Origin of the sequence: Methylobacterium sp. 190mf, from assembly GCF_900107945.1 — a bacterium.
GTDB lineage: Bacteria > Pseudomonadota > Alphaproteobacteria > Rhizobiales > Beijerinckiaceae > Methylobacterium.
Window position 1 is genome coordinate 40,278 of record NZ_FNVI01000011.1, and the last position, 15,002, is coordinate 55,279.

A 15,002-nucleotide genomic window follows, 5' to 3' on the forward strand; every position below is an offset into this window, starting at 1 on the left:
CTCAGGCCAAGCGCGCCCGATCGGGCACGGCTCGAGTGAGCCCTGCTCCCGGACGCGCGTGGCGGGAATGTCGTTGAGCCCCGCGTTTACACGGGCGACGGGCGCATTGGAAGGCCGGGACAACCGCGCAGTCTGGCCGCGCGCCCGGCGCATGGATGCGGCACCGATCCTTCGATTTGGAGGATTTATAAATTCTCACAAGACTTCATCGATTTCTTGCAGGAAATCGACGCCGGACCTTAAGCTCCGATGGGTCGGCCAGCGCGCCGATCGATATCATCATCGCTCGAGACCGAAAATGCCCAGGCCAGCGACACTCTTCGCGATACTTCTGATCGGCTCGATGACGGGCGCGAACGCTTCGGAGATCGCCATCAAGACCTTGAACAGCGGTCCGGGCGGGATGATGGTCTTCGACCCGGCCTTCGTGAAGATCCAGCCCGGCGACACGGTGCGGTTCGTGCCGGCCGACAAGGGTCACAATGCCGAGTTGATCAAGGGGATGGCGCCCGAGGGCGCGGCGCCGTTCAAGACGGTGGTCGGCAAGGAGGAGGCCGTGACCTTCGACAAGCCCGGCCTCTACGGCATCAAGTGCTCGCCGCACTACATCATGGGGATGGTCGGGCTCGTCCAAGTCGGCGACAAGCCCGACAATCTGGAGGCGGTCCGGGCGGTGCCGCAGAACAAGCTGGCCGCCAAGCGGTTCGAGCCGCTGTTCGAGAAGGTCCAGTAGGCGCCGGGGCGGCTCTGGCCGCCCCGATCCGTCTCAGAAGCCGGCGTGGAGCGCGGCGACCGCCCGGTCGATCGAGAGGTAGAACACTCCGAAGGCCACCAATGCGGCGGCCGCGAACTCCACGGCGACGTTCGAGAGCGTCTGCGCGCGGCGCAGGGCCTCGCGGCCGAAATAGACCGAGATCCAGGCGAGGGCGAGGACCGCCGGCATGGCGAAGAGGTAGGACACCGTGCTCTCGACGCGGTCGAAGCCGCCGGTCGGATCGATCAGCGCCCGGATGTTGCGCACCCAGGGGGCGTAGACGGCGGCGTAGAGGGCGGTCAGCCAGGACAGGCCCGCGGCGACGCCGAGATGGAAGGTGAAGCTGCGGTGCAGGCGGGAGAAATCGTCGCGCGCCTCGTCGATGGTCATCCGGCAATCCCCTGCGACGGGCCGCCGTCGCCGGGCGCGGATGCGCCGCCGTTCAGGGGCCGTCGTGGGCTCCCTTAAGCCGTCCGATCTGGCGGATTTTATGGCCCCGCCGCGGCCCGATTGGGATCGGGACGCAGGACTGAAAGGCCGCGCGCCGCGGCTCCGCGGCGCTCGCGAAGACGACGCGTCAGGCGCGCTCGGGTTCGCCCGAGCGCATCAGCGTCACGAAACGCTCGAAGAGATAGTGGCTGTCGCGCGGGCCGGGGGAGGCCTCCGGGTGGTGCTGCACCGAGAAGGCCGGGCGGTCGGTGAGGGTCAGGCCGCAATTCGAGCCGTCGAACAGCGACACGTGGGTCTCCACGGCCGTCTCCGGCAGGCTGTCCGGATCCACTGCGAAGCCGTGGTTCATCGACACGATCTCGACCTTGCCGGTGGTCTTGTCCTTCACCGGGTGGTTCGCACCGTGGTGGCCCTGGCCCATCTTCACGGTCCGGCCGCCGAGGGCGAGACCCATCAGCTGGTGGCCGAGACAGATGCCGAAGGTCGGCACCTTCTGGTCCAAGAGCTTGCGAATCACCGGGACCGCGTAGGCGCCGGTGGCGGCCGGGTCGCCGGGGCCGTTCGACAGGAACACGCCGTCCGGCTTCAGCGCCAGGATCTCCTCGGCCGTCGTGGTGGCCGGCACGACGGTGACGTCGCAGCCGGCCTGGGCGAGGAGGCGCAGGATGTTGCGCTTCACGCCGTAATCGATGGCCACGACCCTGAGGCCCTCGCCGGGTGCGCGCGTGCCGTAGCCGTTGCCCAGCGCCCAGACGGTCTCGGACCATTCCGACGGCGCGCGGCTCGTCACCGGCGGAACGAGGTCCAGCCCCTCCATCGGCGCGAGGGCCGCCGCGCGGGCCTTGAGGGCCTCGCGGTCGAAATTGCCCTGGGGATCGTTGGCGATCACGGCGTTGGGCATGCCCTGGTCGCGGATGCGGGCCGTGAGCGCCCGGGTGTCGACGCCCGTGATGCCGACGATGCCGCGCGCCCTGAGCCACCCGTCGAGATGCGACGAGGACCGCCAATTCGACGGGTTCGTCACCGCCGAAGCGATGACGGTGCCGCGGACGCCCGAGGCCGGTGCCGCCTCCAGGCTCTCCAGATCCTCGTCGTTGGTGCCGACGTTGCCGATATGCGGGAAGGTGAAGGTGACGATCTGGCCGGCATAGGACGGGTCCGTCAGGATCTCCTGGTAGCCGGTCATCGCGGTGTTGAAGCAGACCTCGCCGTCGGCCACGCCGGTCTGGCCGATGCCGAATCCCTCCAGGATGGTGCCGTCGGCCAGCACCAGCAGGGCCGTCGCGACGGGCTCGGCCCAGGGCTCGGGAGCCTGAGGCTCGGGGGCATGCGCGGCGGCGTCTTGCAGCATGGGCTGAGTCTCGCTTATGTCCGGCCGAAGGCGGGCGCCGGGTTGCGGCGCTCTCGGCTTGCGGCATGATCGTGTGCGGCGCTCTTAGCGAGCGGCCCGCGATGGGGTCAATGTGGCTCCGCTGCCGGCAGGGCTCAACACCCGCAAATCGCAGGCCAGCCCCCCGCTTCGACCGTTGGAAGGTTCATCGAGATGCTGCGCGCGCGCTTCACCACCGAGATGAAGGAGGCCATGAAGGCCGGCGACAAGGAGCGGCTGGCGACCGTCCGGATGATTCAGGCCGCCCTGAAGGACCGGGACATCGAGGCCCGCGGCAACGGCAAGGAGCCGATCTCCGACGAGGAGATCCTGTCGCTGCTCCAGAAGATGATCAAGCAGCGCACCGAATCGGCCGCGGTCTACGAGCAGGGCGGCCGGCCGGAACTCGCCGCCAACGAGCGCGCCGAGATCGCCATCGTCGAGACGTTCCTGCCGAAGCAGATGGACGAGACCGAGACGAAGGCCGCGGTCGAGGCGGCGATCCTCGAGACCGGCGCGGCCGGCCCGAAGGACATGGGCAAGGTGATCGCTGCCCTGAAGGGCACCTTCGCGGGCCGCATGGATTTCGGCAAGGCGAGCGGCCTGGTGAAGGCCGCGCTGGCGGCGAAGGGCTGAACCTCTCCCCGCAATCCTCCACCGGATTCCGGGCGTGTGAGGGACTCGGTCACGCCTCTCGCGCTATAGGAGCGGGTTCACGCAACCCGTCCCAGGCCCCGTGCGCTATCCGCCCCACATCCTGGAAGAGATCCGTTCCCGGCTGCCGGCCTCGTCGGTGGTCGGCCGCCGCGTGCAGTTGAAGAAGGCCGGACGCGAGTGGCGCGGCCTGTCGCCGTTCAACGCCGAGAAGACGCCGTCCTTCTACGTGAACGATCAGAAGCAGTTCTACCACTGCTTCTCGTCCTCCAAGCACGGGGACATCTTCACCTTCCTGATGGAGACGGAGGGCCTCAGCTTCCCCGAGGCGGTCGAGCGGCTGGCGGGCGAGGCCGGCGTCAGCCTGCCGGCGCCCACCGAGGACAACCGGGCCAGCGAGCAGAAGCGGGCCGGGGCGATCGAGGTCATGGAGATGGCCGCGCGCTGGTTCGAGGAGCGCCTGCGGTCGGGCCAGGGCAGCGAGGCCCGCGCCTATCTCGAGCGGCGCGGGTTGCGGGACGAGACGCAGCGGGCCTTCCGCCTCGGCTACGCGCCGGGCGAGCGCTACGCCCTGCGCGACCACCTCGCCGGGCAGGGGGTCGAGAAGGCGCTGATGGTCGAACTCGGCCTGCTCGCGGCGGGGGAGGGGGTCTCCGTCCCCTACGACTATTTCCGCGACCGGGTGATGTTCCCGATCACCGACACCCGCGGCCGGGTCGTGGCCTTCGGCGGCCGGGCGCTCGCCAAGGAGGTGCGCGCCAAGTACCTCAACTCGCCGGAGACGCCGCTCTTCCACAAGGGCCGGACGCTCTACAACCTGCACGGCGCCCGCAAGGCCGCGCATGATCGCGGCTCGATCATCGCGGTGGAGGGCTACGTCGACGTCATCGCCATGACGCTCGCGGGCCATCCCGAGACGGTGGCGCCGCTGGGCACCGCTCTCACCGAGGACCAGCTCGGGCTGCTCTGGCGCCACGCCGACGAGCCGATCCTGTGCTTCGACGGCGACAAGGCCGGCCAGCGGGCGGCCTTCCGGGCCCTCGACATCGCGCTGCCGCTCCTCGAGCCCGGCCGCTCGCTGCGGATCGCGCTGCTGCCGGGCGGCCAGGATCCGGACGACCTGCTGCGCTCGGGCGGCCCGACGGCCATCGACCAGGTGCTCGCGGCCGCGCTTCCCCTCTCGGAGCTGCTGTGGCGGCGCGCCCTCGAGGCGGGACCGGTCGACACGCCGGAGCGCCGCGCCGGCCTGACCCAGACCCTGCGCACCACCGTCGCGACGATCCGCGACGAGACCGTGCGGCGCTACTACCGCGACGATGTCGAGGAGCGCCTGCGCGGCCTGTCGCCCCGCGCCAACCGCGCCGCCGGCGCGGCCCCGCGCGGACGCCAGCGCTTCGCCCGGCCCGGCGAGCCCGTCTCGCCGCGCATCACCGGGAGCCCGAGTCCCTCGGTGACGGCCTCGGCGGGCTTCACGGGCGCCGCCCCGGTGCGCGAGGCGGTGATCGTCGGCACCCTGCTGGCCCATCCCGAGATGATGGCGGAGTTCGGAGAGGAGGCGGCCGAGCTCGACTTCGCCGATCCCGACGCCCGGGCGCTGCTGTCGGTCCTGCTGGCCTGCGCGGCCGAGGACGAGGACACGGCGCCCGAGGTGTTGCAGAACCGCATCAATCGCGCTGGACTCACAGGGGCGGCCGACCGAATCCTCGCCCTGGCCCGCTCGCGGGACCGCACGACCCTGGCCCCGCACGCCGATCCTGCCCACCGCGCAGACGCGCTCCGACAGGCGATGATCTTGCACCGGCAGGCAGGAGCGCTACATAGCGAACTTCGCGAAGCACGGCAGGCGTTTGAGGACGATCCGACCGATGCCGGGTGGGCATGGCTCTGCGAAGTGAAGGCGAGGCTGGAAACCGTCATCGCCGCCGAGGCGGAGGCCGATGCACCGGTGTCGAGCGACTCGACGGCCGTGTGATGCCTGTGTCATGGCGGTGGCGGGGTGACGTGTCCCGCCATAGTTAACAATCGGTCAAGCCTCGGGCTTGCATACGGAAACCGACGACTCACGGCGACCGGAGCGATCCGGCGCCGATCTCATACAGCGGCGCCGACGGCGTGGACTGGCCTCATCGGGGCCTCCGCTACGCGCCGCGTGCGAAACAATAGGCTGATCATGGCGACGAAGGCAACGGAACGGGACGAGACGGACGCTGCCCCCGAGCAGCAGACCGACGGGCCGCTCCTCGACCTGACGGATGCTTCGGTCAAGCGGATGGTCAAGCTCGCCAAGAAGCGCGGCTACGTGACCTACGAGGAGGTCAACGAGGTCCTGCCCGAGGGGCAGTCCGATCCGGACCAGCTCGAGGACGTGCTCTCGCAGCTCTCCGAGATGGGCATCAACGTCGTCGAGGCCGAGGAGACCGACGAGGCCGCGGGCGAGAAGGCCGCGGACGGCGAGGAGGAGGAGGCCGAAGGCGGCGAGGTCGCCGAGGTCGCGCCGGCGCGCGCCGTCGCGGTCGCCACGACCACCAAGGAGCCGACCGACCGCACCGACGATCCGGTGCGCATGTACCTGCGCGAGATGGGCTCGGTGGAGCTCCTGTCCCGCGAGGGCGAGATCGCCATCGCCAAGCGCATCGAGGCCGGCCGCGAGGCGATGATCGCGGGCCTCTGCGAGAGCCCGCTGACCTTCCAGGCGATCATCATCTGGCGGGACGAGCTCGTGGAGGGCAAGGTCCTCCTGCGCGACATCATCGACCTCGAGGCGACCTACGCGGGCCCGGACGGCAAGAACGCGCTGCAGATCGCCGAGGGCGAGGATGGCGGGGACGATGCGGAGCCGCCCGCGCCGCCGGAGGGTGGCGACGACGAGGACGACCTCGAGAACAACGTCTCGCTCGCCGCCATGGAGGCGGAGATCAAGCCGCGGGTCCTCGAGACCTTCGACGCGATCGCCGCGAACTACCGCAAGCTGCGCAAGTTCCAGATCGAGGGCACCGAGCGCAAGGCCGCCGGCGAACAGAATACCCCGGCCCAGAACCAGAAGCAGATCGAGCTGAAGGACATCGTCGTCGCCGACGTGAAGTCCCTGTCTCTGAACAACAATCGCATCGAGGCGCTGGTCGGCCAGCTCTACTCGATCAACAAGCAGTTGATCGGCCACGAGGGCCGGCTGATGCGCTTCGCCGAGAGCCACGGCGTGGCCCGCGACGAGTTCCTGCGCCACTACCAGGGCTACGAGCTCGACCCGAACTGGATGGAGCGCGTCGGTACGCTCGGCGGCAAGGGCTGGAAGAACCTGGTCGAGCGCGGCTCGAGGCAGGTGGCGGAGCTGCGCGCGCAGATCCTCGACCTCGCTTCGGAGACGGGCCTGGAGATCGGCGAGTACCGCCGCATCGTCAACATGGTCCAGAAGGGCGAGCGCGAGGCCCGGCAGGCCAAGAAGGAGATGATCGAGGCGAACCTGCGCCTCGTGATCTCGATCGCCAAGAAGTACACGAACCGCGGCCTGCAGTTCCTGGACCTGATCCAGGAGGGCAACATCGGCCTGATGAAGGCGGTCGACAAGTTCGAGTACCGCCGCGGCTACAAGTTCTCGACCTACGCCACGTGGTGGATCCGGCAGGCGATCACCCGCTCGATCGCCGACCAGGCCCGGACCATCCGCATCCCGGTGCACATGATCGAGACGATCAACAAGATCGTCCGCACGTCGCGCCAGATGCTGCACGAGATCGGCCGCGAGCCGACCCCGGAGGAGTTGGCCGAGAAGCTGGCCATGCCGCTGGAGAAGGTCCGCAAGGTCCTGAAGATCGCCAAGGAGCCGATCTCCCTCGAGACGCCTATCGGCGACGAGGAGGACAGCCACCTCGGCGACTTCATCGAGGACAAGAACGTCGTCCTGCCGATCGACGCGGCGATCCAGTCGAACCTGCGCGAGACCACGACGCGCGTGCTCGCCTCGCTCACGCCCCGCGAGGAGCGCGTGCTGCGCATGCGCTTCGGCATCGGCATGAACACCGACCACACCCTGGAGGAAGTCGGCCAGCAGTTCTCGGTGACCCGCGAGCGCATCCGCCAGATCGAGGCGAAGGCGCTGCGGAAGCTGAAGCATCCCTCGCGCAGCCGGAAGCTCAGGAGCTTCCTGGACAACTGAGCCCGCGCCGCGGACCGCGCGGCGCTTCCCCGTCGCCCGCGTTGCCTCGGTGCCGCGCGGCATCCAGTCTGGCGCCATGCTCGAACGCCGCCCGCCAACGCCCGGATCCCCGACGGCCTTCGCGGACGGCTCGGAGGCCGACGACGTGCCCTTCGGCGCGCTCCAGCCCTCCGTGGGCATCCGCGACTGGCTGCTCGGCGAAGGCGCGCGGATGCCCAACGCCGAGGAGATGCTGGCCGGGCTGGCCGAGCGCCTGATCGCGATCGGCGTGCCGGTGGACCGGGCCTCCACAGCGATCGACACCCTGCACTCGGAATATGCCGGAGTCGGCCGAATCTGGACCCGCGACGGCGGCACCACCGTGCGGCTGTTCCCCCACGGGGCCCGCTCGACGGACGCGTACCTCAACAGCCCGTTCCACACGGTCCACGAGACCGGCGAGTGGCTGATACTCGACCTGTCGAAGACTCCGGACGACGCCTACGCGATCGTTCCCGACCTGAAGGCGGGCGGCTACACCCACTACGTCGTGGCGCCCCTGTTCTTCACGAACGGCACGCAGAACGGCATCACCTTCGCCACGCGGGCCCCCGAGGGGTTCCGGGACGACGACATCGCGATCCTCCGCTTCGTCATGCCGGCGCTGGCGGCCGTGATGGAGATGCGCGTCCTCAACAAGCAGCTCGATCACGTGCTCCGGCTATATGTCGGCGACGAGCCGCACCGGGCGATCCTGGCCGGCGACATCCGCCGCGGGCAGGTGACCCGGATCCGCTCGGCGATCCTGTTCGCCGACATGCGCGACTACACCCGCACCACCGCCGACATGACGCCGGAGGAGGCGGTGGGCCTGCTCAACGTGTTCTTCGACTGCCTCGTGCCGCCGATCGAGCGTGAGGGCGGCGAGGTCCTGAAGTATCTTGGCGACGGCCTGCTGGCGATCTTCCGGGAAACCGGCGACGATCTGGGCGGCGCGGCCAAGGGCGCGCTCACGGCGGCCCAGCACGCCCTGGCGGCCCTCGACGAGGCGAACGCCCTGCACCAGTTCCCGGTGCCGGTGGCCGCCGGCATCGCGCTCCACCACGGCGAGGCCGCCTACGGCAATGTCGGGTCCGGCTCACGCCTCGACTTCACGGTGATCGGCCGCGACGTGAACCTCGCGAGCCGCATCGCGCAGCTGAACCGCGCCCTCGGCGAGCCGCTGCTGATGTCGAAGCCCTTTGTGGACTTCCTCTGGGGAGACCCGATCCCAATGGGAGAGCACCGGCTCAACGGCTTCGACGAGCCCATGGCGGTGTTCCGGCCGAAATTCCTGCGCCCGCGCAAGTCCAGCTGAGCGGCCCTTTGATCGGTCCCGACGTCACGCGGCGCTCGCGGAGATAAGCCGAGATCTGAGGCCCGCAGCCGATCCGCGCGGTGCGGGTTCACCACGTCGGCACGAACGGCATAGCGTAGGGTGTGTGCCGGCAACCCCAGACCGGATCGATCATCTGCGCCATCACGTCCCGGGCCAGGGCGCCGGCGCGTATGGCGACCTCCCGCGGGACATGCGCCTGCTCGAGGATCTTCAGGCAGGCATGTCCGCAGGCGCTGAATTGGCCGCTGTGGTACGCGTTGAGGGCGAACTCGTCGAGCAAGCCGTACTCGTAGACCCACGGGTTCAGGGAGATGCCCTCGCTCGGAAGCTCGAGAGCCAAGCCCGCCTCGGCGTAACGATAGCCTTCCGCGAACCGCTTCCTCAGCCTGCAGAATCGGCTGGCCCCGTGGCGCGCCTCCGCCCGTCCCGGACGGATTGCGGTGGCGCGCTCGTAGAGCTGCAGCACCCTGTCCTCCGGCTCGTCGAGGCGCTCCGCGTTCACCGCGGCCATCAGCAAGTTGAAATAGACCTCCTCGTCCCATCCGCCGAGATCGGCCCGCTTCAGGAAGCAGGCGAGCGCTTTCCGGTACTCGCCGGCGGCGTCGTAGGTCGTGCCGAGGTACATCGTGTACCGGGCGATCATGAAGGGGTCCGTCTCGACCGCCAGCGCCTTCTCGAGGACGGCGATATCCCGCGCGTCCGCCGTCGCGTCGCGGTGGCGGGCACCGTCGTCGCCCCGACGCATCGCGAGGGGGAGGATCGGTGTCTCTGTCACGCCGGGGCAGCTGAGGAATTCGTGCAGGACGCCCCGGTAACGCCAGTTCTCCCGGGTGCTGACCAGCTGGTTGCGCCAGTACCGCGTGTGCGCGTCGATGATCTCGAACCGATAGCCGGGCGCACGCAGCTTCGGCATCGTGAAGTCCGCCGGGATGATCAGCTCATCGTCGGCGTCGATGATCAATGCGTACTGCGCGTGACGCCGCGCGAGTTTCAAGGCCTCGTTCCGGTTGAAGGCGAAATCAACCCAGGGGCGCTCGACCAGGGCACCCGGTATGTCCGCGAGCGCGGCACGGACGACATCCTGGGTTCCATCCGTCGAGCCGGTATCGACGACGATCCAATGATCGATGATCGGACGAACAGAATCGAGGCAACGCCGGATAACGTGGGCCTCGTCCTTCACGATCATGGACAAACAGATCGTCGATCCGCGATTCTTCATACCGAAGCCGTCCCGTCGTGCGCTCACGCGTCGGATGCGCAGTCATGAACGCTCCTAGCATTGCTGGAATGCGCTGACAAAACAAACATGTCCTTCGGCAAAATTTGGATTAAATATCTGAAACGACATATAATCGGCCAGTTATATATAAATACTCCGGCTCACAGTCTTATGACTGCAAATACCCGCGACCGATAGACTGGTCGAGCGGATCAGGAGACACCCGCCATCGGGCTGGCACGAGGCCCGAACGCCGTAGGTCATCGGCGCGGGCGTTGGGCCCGCAGCCGATCCCGTGGTGCAGGCCCGGGGCCCGCCACAGGCGCGCCTCGACCAGACAGATTAGCGTCGATCTCCGGCCGCTTCAGCCCCTGAGCGTCATCGTGCTGCCGGAGATGCCGAAATCGCGCAGACGCCTGAGGAACGACATGCCCAGCAGGCTCGTCGACAGGAGCCCGCGCGGGATCACGACCGCATCGACGTCCCGGACCGTGATCGATCCGATCTGCACGATGGCGATCCGGATCGGCGCCACGCGGACCGTGCCGTTCGCGGTGTTCCAGACGCGGGTGAAATCGGCCGGAGTAACTCGGATCCCGATCCGCGCGGCATCCTCCTCGGAGAACGCGCAGGCGCTCGCTCCCGTATCGACCATCATCGGCAGCGAGCGGCCGTCCAGCAGCGCGTTGACGAAGAAGTGGCCGTTGCGCCCGGCCTGGAGAGCCACACCGGCGGCGTCGACTGCGGGAACGGGCTCCGGCGGCGGCGTGACGGCGAGGGCCACCGGCGCCGGCCTCATGCCGTCGCGCAGCTTCAAGGCGGCCGTGACACCGAGGAAGCCGAGCAGGCAGATCAATAGGATTGCGCGCACGCGAGTCCGCCCGTGACGTGGAGTGCCGGCGACCGGAGACGTTCCGGAATCCCGGTGATGAGATGCCAGACCGGTGAAGGGATGGTGCGCGATCGCGGTCGCCGCCGCGGCGCGCGCGCCGATTCCGCTCCGCTTGGTGTCCAGATCGTCACCGGGATCCGCGGATTGTAGCGGGAACGACTGGATGCTCGCGGCGCGGGGTTGACCGGCAGCGGCCGGGGAGCCACATCTGCGTCTGTTCCAGGGAGATCCCCGGCAAGGGGCTGAGAAACCGCTGGCACGTCCGTCAGGACCTGCGGCGCGGAAATCCTTCGAACCTGATCCGGCTCATACCGGCGTAGGGATTGGACCGCGGCCGCCTGAAAGGCAGGCCACAGCTTCTCACCGAAGCGCACGGCCCGATCTCCGCGACGGCAATCCGCGGAGATGATTGTGCCCCTCGACCGACCCGCCTCACCGATCGGCCGCCGCCGCAACCCGGACGGCAGCGTCGCGCCGGCGACCCTTCCGGCGCGGACGGACGTCGCCGTGGTCGGCGGCGGGCTGATCGGGCTGTCGATCGCGTGGCGCCTCGCCCGGGCCGGCCGCGCCGTGACGGTGCTGGAGCGGGACACGATCGGGGCGGGCGCGAGCCTCGCGGCCACCGGCATGCTGGCCCCGGCCGCCGAGCACGAGCCGGGCTCCGATCCGCTGCTGCCGCTCGCCCTGGACTCGCTGCGGCTCTGGCCCGAGTTCCGCGACGCCCTGGAGGCCGCGTCCGGCCGCGCGATCGACTACCGCGCCGACGGCACCCTGGTGCTGGCGGTCGGCCGCGACGAGGTCGAGCGCCTGCGCTTCCGCTACGAGCTGCAGCGCCGCTCGGGGCTCGAGGCCACGTGGCTGCCGGGCAGCGAGGTGCGGCGCCTGGAGCCGGGCCTGCGCCCCTCCATCACCGCCGGGATCCACTGCCCGCTCGACCATCAGGTCGATCCCCGTCTGGTCATGGACGCCCTCACCGAGGCCTGCCGCCGCGCCGGCGCGATCCTGGTTGAGCGGACCCCCGTCACCGCCCTGGACTGGTCGGGCGGCCGCGTGACCGGGATCCGCGCCGGCGACCGCGTCGTCGCGGCCGAGACCGTCATCCTCGCCTCCGGCGCCTGGAGCGGGGAGGGCGGCCTGCTGCCCGACGCGCTCGCCCTTCCGGTCCGCCCGCTGAAGGGCCAGTCCCTGGCCCTGCGCACCACCGCCCGGACCGGTACCCTGGCGCGGATGGTCTGGACCGAGCAGGTCCACATGGCCCCGAAGAGCGACGGCCAGCTCGTCGTGGGCGCGACCGTGGAGGATTGCGGCTTCCGTCCCGGCGTCACCGCGGGCGGGCTCTACGCCCTGCTGGAGGGCGCCCGCCGGGTGCTGCCCGGCATCGAGGAGATGGAGGTGGAGGCTGTGTGGAGCGGCTACCGACCGACCTCGGACGACGACGCACCGATCCTCGACGCGATCGCCCCTGGCCTCGTCGCCGCCACCGGGCATCACCGCAACGGCTACCTGCTCGCCCCGGTCACCGCCGACGCGATTGCCGCGCTGGTGCTGCGCGGCGCGCTGCCGGAGGTGGCGCGTCCCTTCACCCGCGCGCGCTTCGGCCAGCCGGAAGCGCTGAGGGCCTCGGCATGAAACTCCTCGTCAACGGTGAGCCGCGCGACTGCGCGGTCGAGACGGTGGACGCCCTGTTCCGCCTGGAGGCGGAGGAGAGCGGCATCGAGAGCCCGCAGGGCGTCGCCATCGCGCTGAACGGCCGCGTTCTGCGCCGCCGGGACTGGGGCGAGACACCGGTCGCGGAGGGCGACCGGGTCGAGATCGTCCGCGCCATGCAGGGAGGTTGAGCATGGACCAGAGTCACACGCCGCCGCGCCCCGAGGGCGGGGATGACAGCCTGACCATCGCCGGGGTGAGGCTGTCGTCCCGGCTGTTTATCGGCACCGCCGGCTACCCGACGCAGGCGATCATGCGCGACGCCGTCGCGGCGAGCGGCGCCGACGTGGTCACCGCCTCGATCCGCCGGGTCTCGCTCCAAGGCCACGGCTCGGACACGGTCAAGATCCTGAAGGGCAAGCGCTTCCTGCCGAACACCGCCGGCTGCGAAACGGCCCGCGACGCGATCATGACCGCCGAACTCGCCCGCGAGGCGCTCGACACCAACTGGATCAAGGTCGAGGTGATCGGCGACCGCGAGACGCTCTACCCGGACGTGATGGAGCTGATCGAGGCCTGCCGCCATCTCGTGGACGACGGCTTCGTCGTGCTGCCCTACTGCAACGACGACCCGATCGTGTGCCAGCGCCTGGAGGATCTCGGCTGCGCCGCGGTGATGCCCATGGGCTCCCTGATCGGCTCCGGGATGGGGGTGGCCAACCCGGCCAACCTGGAGCTGATCTGCCGCCGGGCGACGGTGCCGGTAGTGGTGGATGCCGGGATCGGCACCGCCTCGGACGCGGTGATCGCCATGGAGCTCGGCGCCTCCGCCTGCCTGATCAACACCGCCGTGGCCAAGGCCGACGATCCGGTGCGGATGGCTCGCGCCATGGGCCGGGCCGTGGAGGCCGGGCGCGACGCGCACCGCGCCGGGCGGATCCCCCGCCGCGGCCGGGCCGAGCCGTCGAGCCCGCAGCTCGGCCTCGTCGGCTCGTGAGGGCGCTGCCGTCGCCGCTGCTCGCGGTGACGGACCGGCACGGGCATCCGCGGCCCCTCGCCGAGACCGTCCAGGCGGTCCTCGACGGCGGCGGGCGCTGGATCTGGTTCCGCGACAGGGACCTGGAGGCGGATGCCCGCCTGCGCCTCGGCGCGCGCGTGGCCGAGCGCGTGCGGGCCGCGAACGGCGTCCTGACGATCGGAGGCGATGTCGCGCTCGCGCGCGCCCTCGGTGCCGACGGCGTGCATCTCGGCGGCGGCTCGGGACCGGAGGTGATCGCGGCGGCGCGGGCCACCCTGGGCGCGGCTGCGCTCATCGGCGTTTCCGCGCACGCGCCGCGTGAGGCCGCGGCCGCCGCGCGGGCCGGCGCCGACTACGTGACCCTCAGCCCCATCTTCACGACCACGAGCAAGCCCGGTTACGGACCGGCTCTCGGACCGGAGGGCATCGCCGCCGCACGCACGGTGGGCCTGCCGATCGTGGCCCTGGGCGGTGTCGGTCCGGAGATGATCGGGGCCTGTCGCGCGGCGGGGGCTGCGGGCTTCGCCGTCATGGGTGGCCCGATGCGCGCCCTGGATCCGGCCGACGCGACCCGGGCGCTCTTGGAGGCCTGGGGCGCAGCGGAGTCTTCAGCGGCTCGGACAGCCACGTAGAAATCTGCCCCCGTCCCGGCGAGCGCCGCGGAGCAAGACGGCCGATGCTGTGGTTGCCCTAGGCGTTGGACGGTCCGTAGGGCGGGCGCGGGATCGCCCGGTGCGCCGCGCGCAGCGCCGCCGACCAGCGCTCGCGCAGATCGTGGAAGTAGCCCTCGCCGGCCTCGATCCGGTGGTTCACCTCGAGCGTCAGCGCGTTCCGGCGGGCGACCGCGATGTCGATCGGCAGGCCGACGCCCAGATTCGACCGCATGGTCGAATCCATCGAGACCAGGCTCACCTTGAGGGCGTCATAGAGGTCGGTCGTGTACTTCACCGCCCGATCGAGGATCGGCTTCCCGTACTTGTGTTCACCGATCTGGAGGAACGGCGCGTCGGTGCTGCACTCGATGAAATTGCCGGCGGAGTAGATCAGGTACAGCCGCATCTCGCCGGTGCCGATCTGGCCGCCGAACAGCAGCGAGATCGAGAACCGGATATTGGCCGCCTCGAACCCGTCCTTCTCGATGGCGCGCACCCGCCGGATGGCCCGGCCGATCAGCTGCGCCGCCTGGAACATGGTCGGCGCCTCGACGAGCTTCTGCGGCGGCTCACCCTCCTCCTCACCGGGCACGCCCTCCTGGAGCAGGCTGAGCACCGACTGGGTGATCGAGAGGTTGCCCGCGGAGGCGAGCATCATCACCCGCTCGCCCGGCACGTTGAAATGGTGGAGCTTGCGGTAGGTCGAGATGTCGTCGAGCCCCGCATTGGTGCGGGTATCGGCGACCATGACCAGCCCTTCCTCCACCAGGACACCGACGCAGTAGGTCATCGTTTTCGGGCTCTCGTGCGGTCGGCGGACCGGGGTCGGGACG

14 protein-coding genes and 1 riboswitch are annotated in these 15,002 nt (G+C 70.0%); of the genes, 9 read left to right on the forward strand and 5 right to left on the reverse strand.

Annotated elements, in window-relative coordinates; translation table 11 throughout:
* The first annotated feature begins 343 nt into the window (after nucleotides 1-343).
* Entirely contained in the window at nucleotides 344-733 is a 390-nt protein-coding gene (locus C4T42_RS14595; protein ID WP_103985289.1) for a pseudoazurin, read from the forward strand.
* A gap of 33 nt (nucleotides 734-766) precedes the next feature.
* Here the strand turns inward: C4T42_RS14595 and C4T42_RS14600 are convergent, their stop codons facing one another.
* Together C4T42_RS14600 and carA are read right to left on the reverse strand one after the other, a co-directional pair.
* Entirely contained in the window at nucleotides 767-1,144 is a 378-nt protein-coding gene (locus C4T42_RS14600) for a hypothetical protein (protein ID WP_103985290.1), read from the reverse strand.
* A 187-nt stretch (nucleotides 1,145-1,331) separates the two neighbouring features.
* Complete coding sequence (carA, locus tag C4T42_RS14605; RefSeq protein WP_103985291.1) at nucleotides 1,332-2,555, reverse strand: glutamine-hydrolyzing carbamoyl-phosphate synthase small subunit; 1,224 nt, start codon at nucleotides 2,553-2,555, stop codon at nucleotides 1,332-1,334.
* A 192-nt stretch (nucleotides 2,556-2,747) separates the two neighbouring features.
* On the opposite strand from carA, the gene C4T42_RS14610 reads away from it, so the two are divergent.
* From C4T42_RS14610 to C4T42_RS14625, 4 genes are all read left to right on the forward strand, one after another.
* Nucleotides 2,748-3,209, forward strand: coding sequence for a GatB/YqeY domain-containing protein (locus C4T42_RS14610; RefSeq protein ID WP_020093533.1), 462 nt, complete (start codon nucleotides 2,748-2,750; stop codon nucleotides 3,207-3,209).
* Between the two features lie 100 nt (nucleotides 3,210-3,309).
* Nucleotides 3,310-5,199 carry a DNA primase gene (gene dnaG, locus C4T42_RS14615; protein ID WP_103985292.1) on the forward strand — a complete coding sequence of 630 codons (1,890 nt, stop codon included), beginning with the start codon at nucleotides 3,310-3,312 and terminating at the stop codon, nucleotides 5,197-5,199.
* Between the two features lie 198 nt (nucleotides 5,200-5,397).
* Nucleotides 5,398-7,380 carry an RNA polymerase sigma factor RpoD gene (rpoD, locus tag C4T42_RS14620; RefSeq protein ID WP_103985293.1) on the forward strand — a complete coding sequence of 661 codons (1,983 nt, stop codon included), beginning with the start codon at nucleotides 5,398-5,400 and terminating at the stop codon, nucleotides 7,378-7,380.
* A gap of 76 nt (nucleotides 7,381-7,456) precedes the next feature.
* Nucleotides 7,457-8,716, forward strand: coding sequence for an adenylate/guanylate cyclase domain-containing protein (locus C4T42_RS14625; RefSeq protein WP_020093530.1), 1,260 nt, complete (start codon nucleotides 7,457-7,459; stop codon nucleotides 8,714-8,716).
* An 88-nt stretch (nucleotides 8,717-8,804) separates the two neighbouring features.
* Here the strand turns inward: C4T42_RS14625 and C4T42_RS14630 are convergent, their stop codons facing one another.
* Together C4T42_RS14630 and C4T42_RS14635 are read right to left on the reverse strand one after the other, a co-directional pair.
* Entirely contained in the window at nucleotides 8,805-9,926 is a 1,122-nt protein-coding gene (locus C4T42_RS14630) for a glycosyltransferase (protein WP_244603205.1), read from the reverse strand.
* A gap of 397 nt (nucleotides 9,927-10,323) precedes the next feature.
* A complete protein-coding gene (locus tag C4T42_RS14635) occupies nucleotides 10,324-10,830 on the reverse strand; it encodes a TIGR02281 family clan AA aspartic protease (RefSeq protein ID WP_244526933.1) in 507 nt (168 codons plus the stop codon).
* A gap of 233 nt (nucleotides 10,831-11,063) precedes the next feature.
* Nucleotides 11,064-11,192: riboswitch (TPP riboswitch) on the forward strand.
* A 64-nt stretch (nucleotides 11,193-11,256) separates the two neighbouring features.
* Here C4T42_RS14635 and thiO point away from each other — a divergent pair.
* The 4 genes from thiO to C4T42_RS14655 are packed head-to-tail and all read left to right on the forward strand — an operon-like array spanning nucleotide 11,257 to nucleotide 14,148.
* Nucleotides 11,257-12,480, forward strand: a complete 1,224-nt coding sequence (gene thiO, locus C4T42_RS14640) for a glycine oxidase ThiO (RefSeq protein ID WP_103985295.1) — start codon at nucleotides 11,257-11,259, stop codon at nucleotides 12,478-12,480.
* Nucleotides 12,477-12,689, forward strand: a complete 213-nt coding sequence (gene thiS, locus C4T42_RS14645) for a sulfur carrier protein ThiS (protein ID WP_103985296.1) — start codon at nucleotides 12,477-12,479, stop codon at nucleotides 12,687-12,689. Before thiO ends, thiS begins: the two co-directional genes overlap by 4 nt.
* 2 nt (nucleotides 12,690-12,691) lie before the next feature.
* On the forward strand, nucleotides 12,692-13,495 hold the full coding sequence (locus tag C4T42_RS14650) for a thiazole synthase (RefSeq protein WP_103985297.1): 804 nt from the start codon (nucleotides 12,692-12,694) through the stop codon (nucleotides 13,493-13,495).
* Entirely contained in the window at nucleotides 13,492-14,148 is a 657-nt protein-coding gene (locus C4T42_RS14655; protein WP_103985298.1) for a thiamine phosphate synthase, read from the forward strand. The genes C4T42_RS14650 and C4T42_RS14655 overlap by 4 nt, the downstream gene beginning before the upstream one ends.
* 58 nt (nucleotides 14,149-14,206) lie before the next feature.
* Here the strand turns inward: C4T42_RS14655 and C4T42_RS14660 are convergent, their stop codons facing one another.
* Entirely contained in the window at nucleotides 14,207-14,959 is a 753-nt protein-coding gene (locus C4T42_RS14660) for a peptidase (RefSeq protein ID WP_020093523.1), read from the reverse strand.
* Between the last annotated feature and the right edge of the window lie 43 nt (nucleotides 14,960-15,002).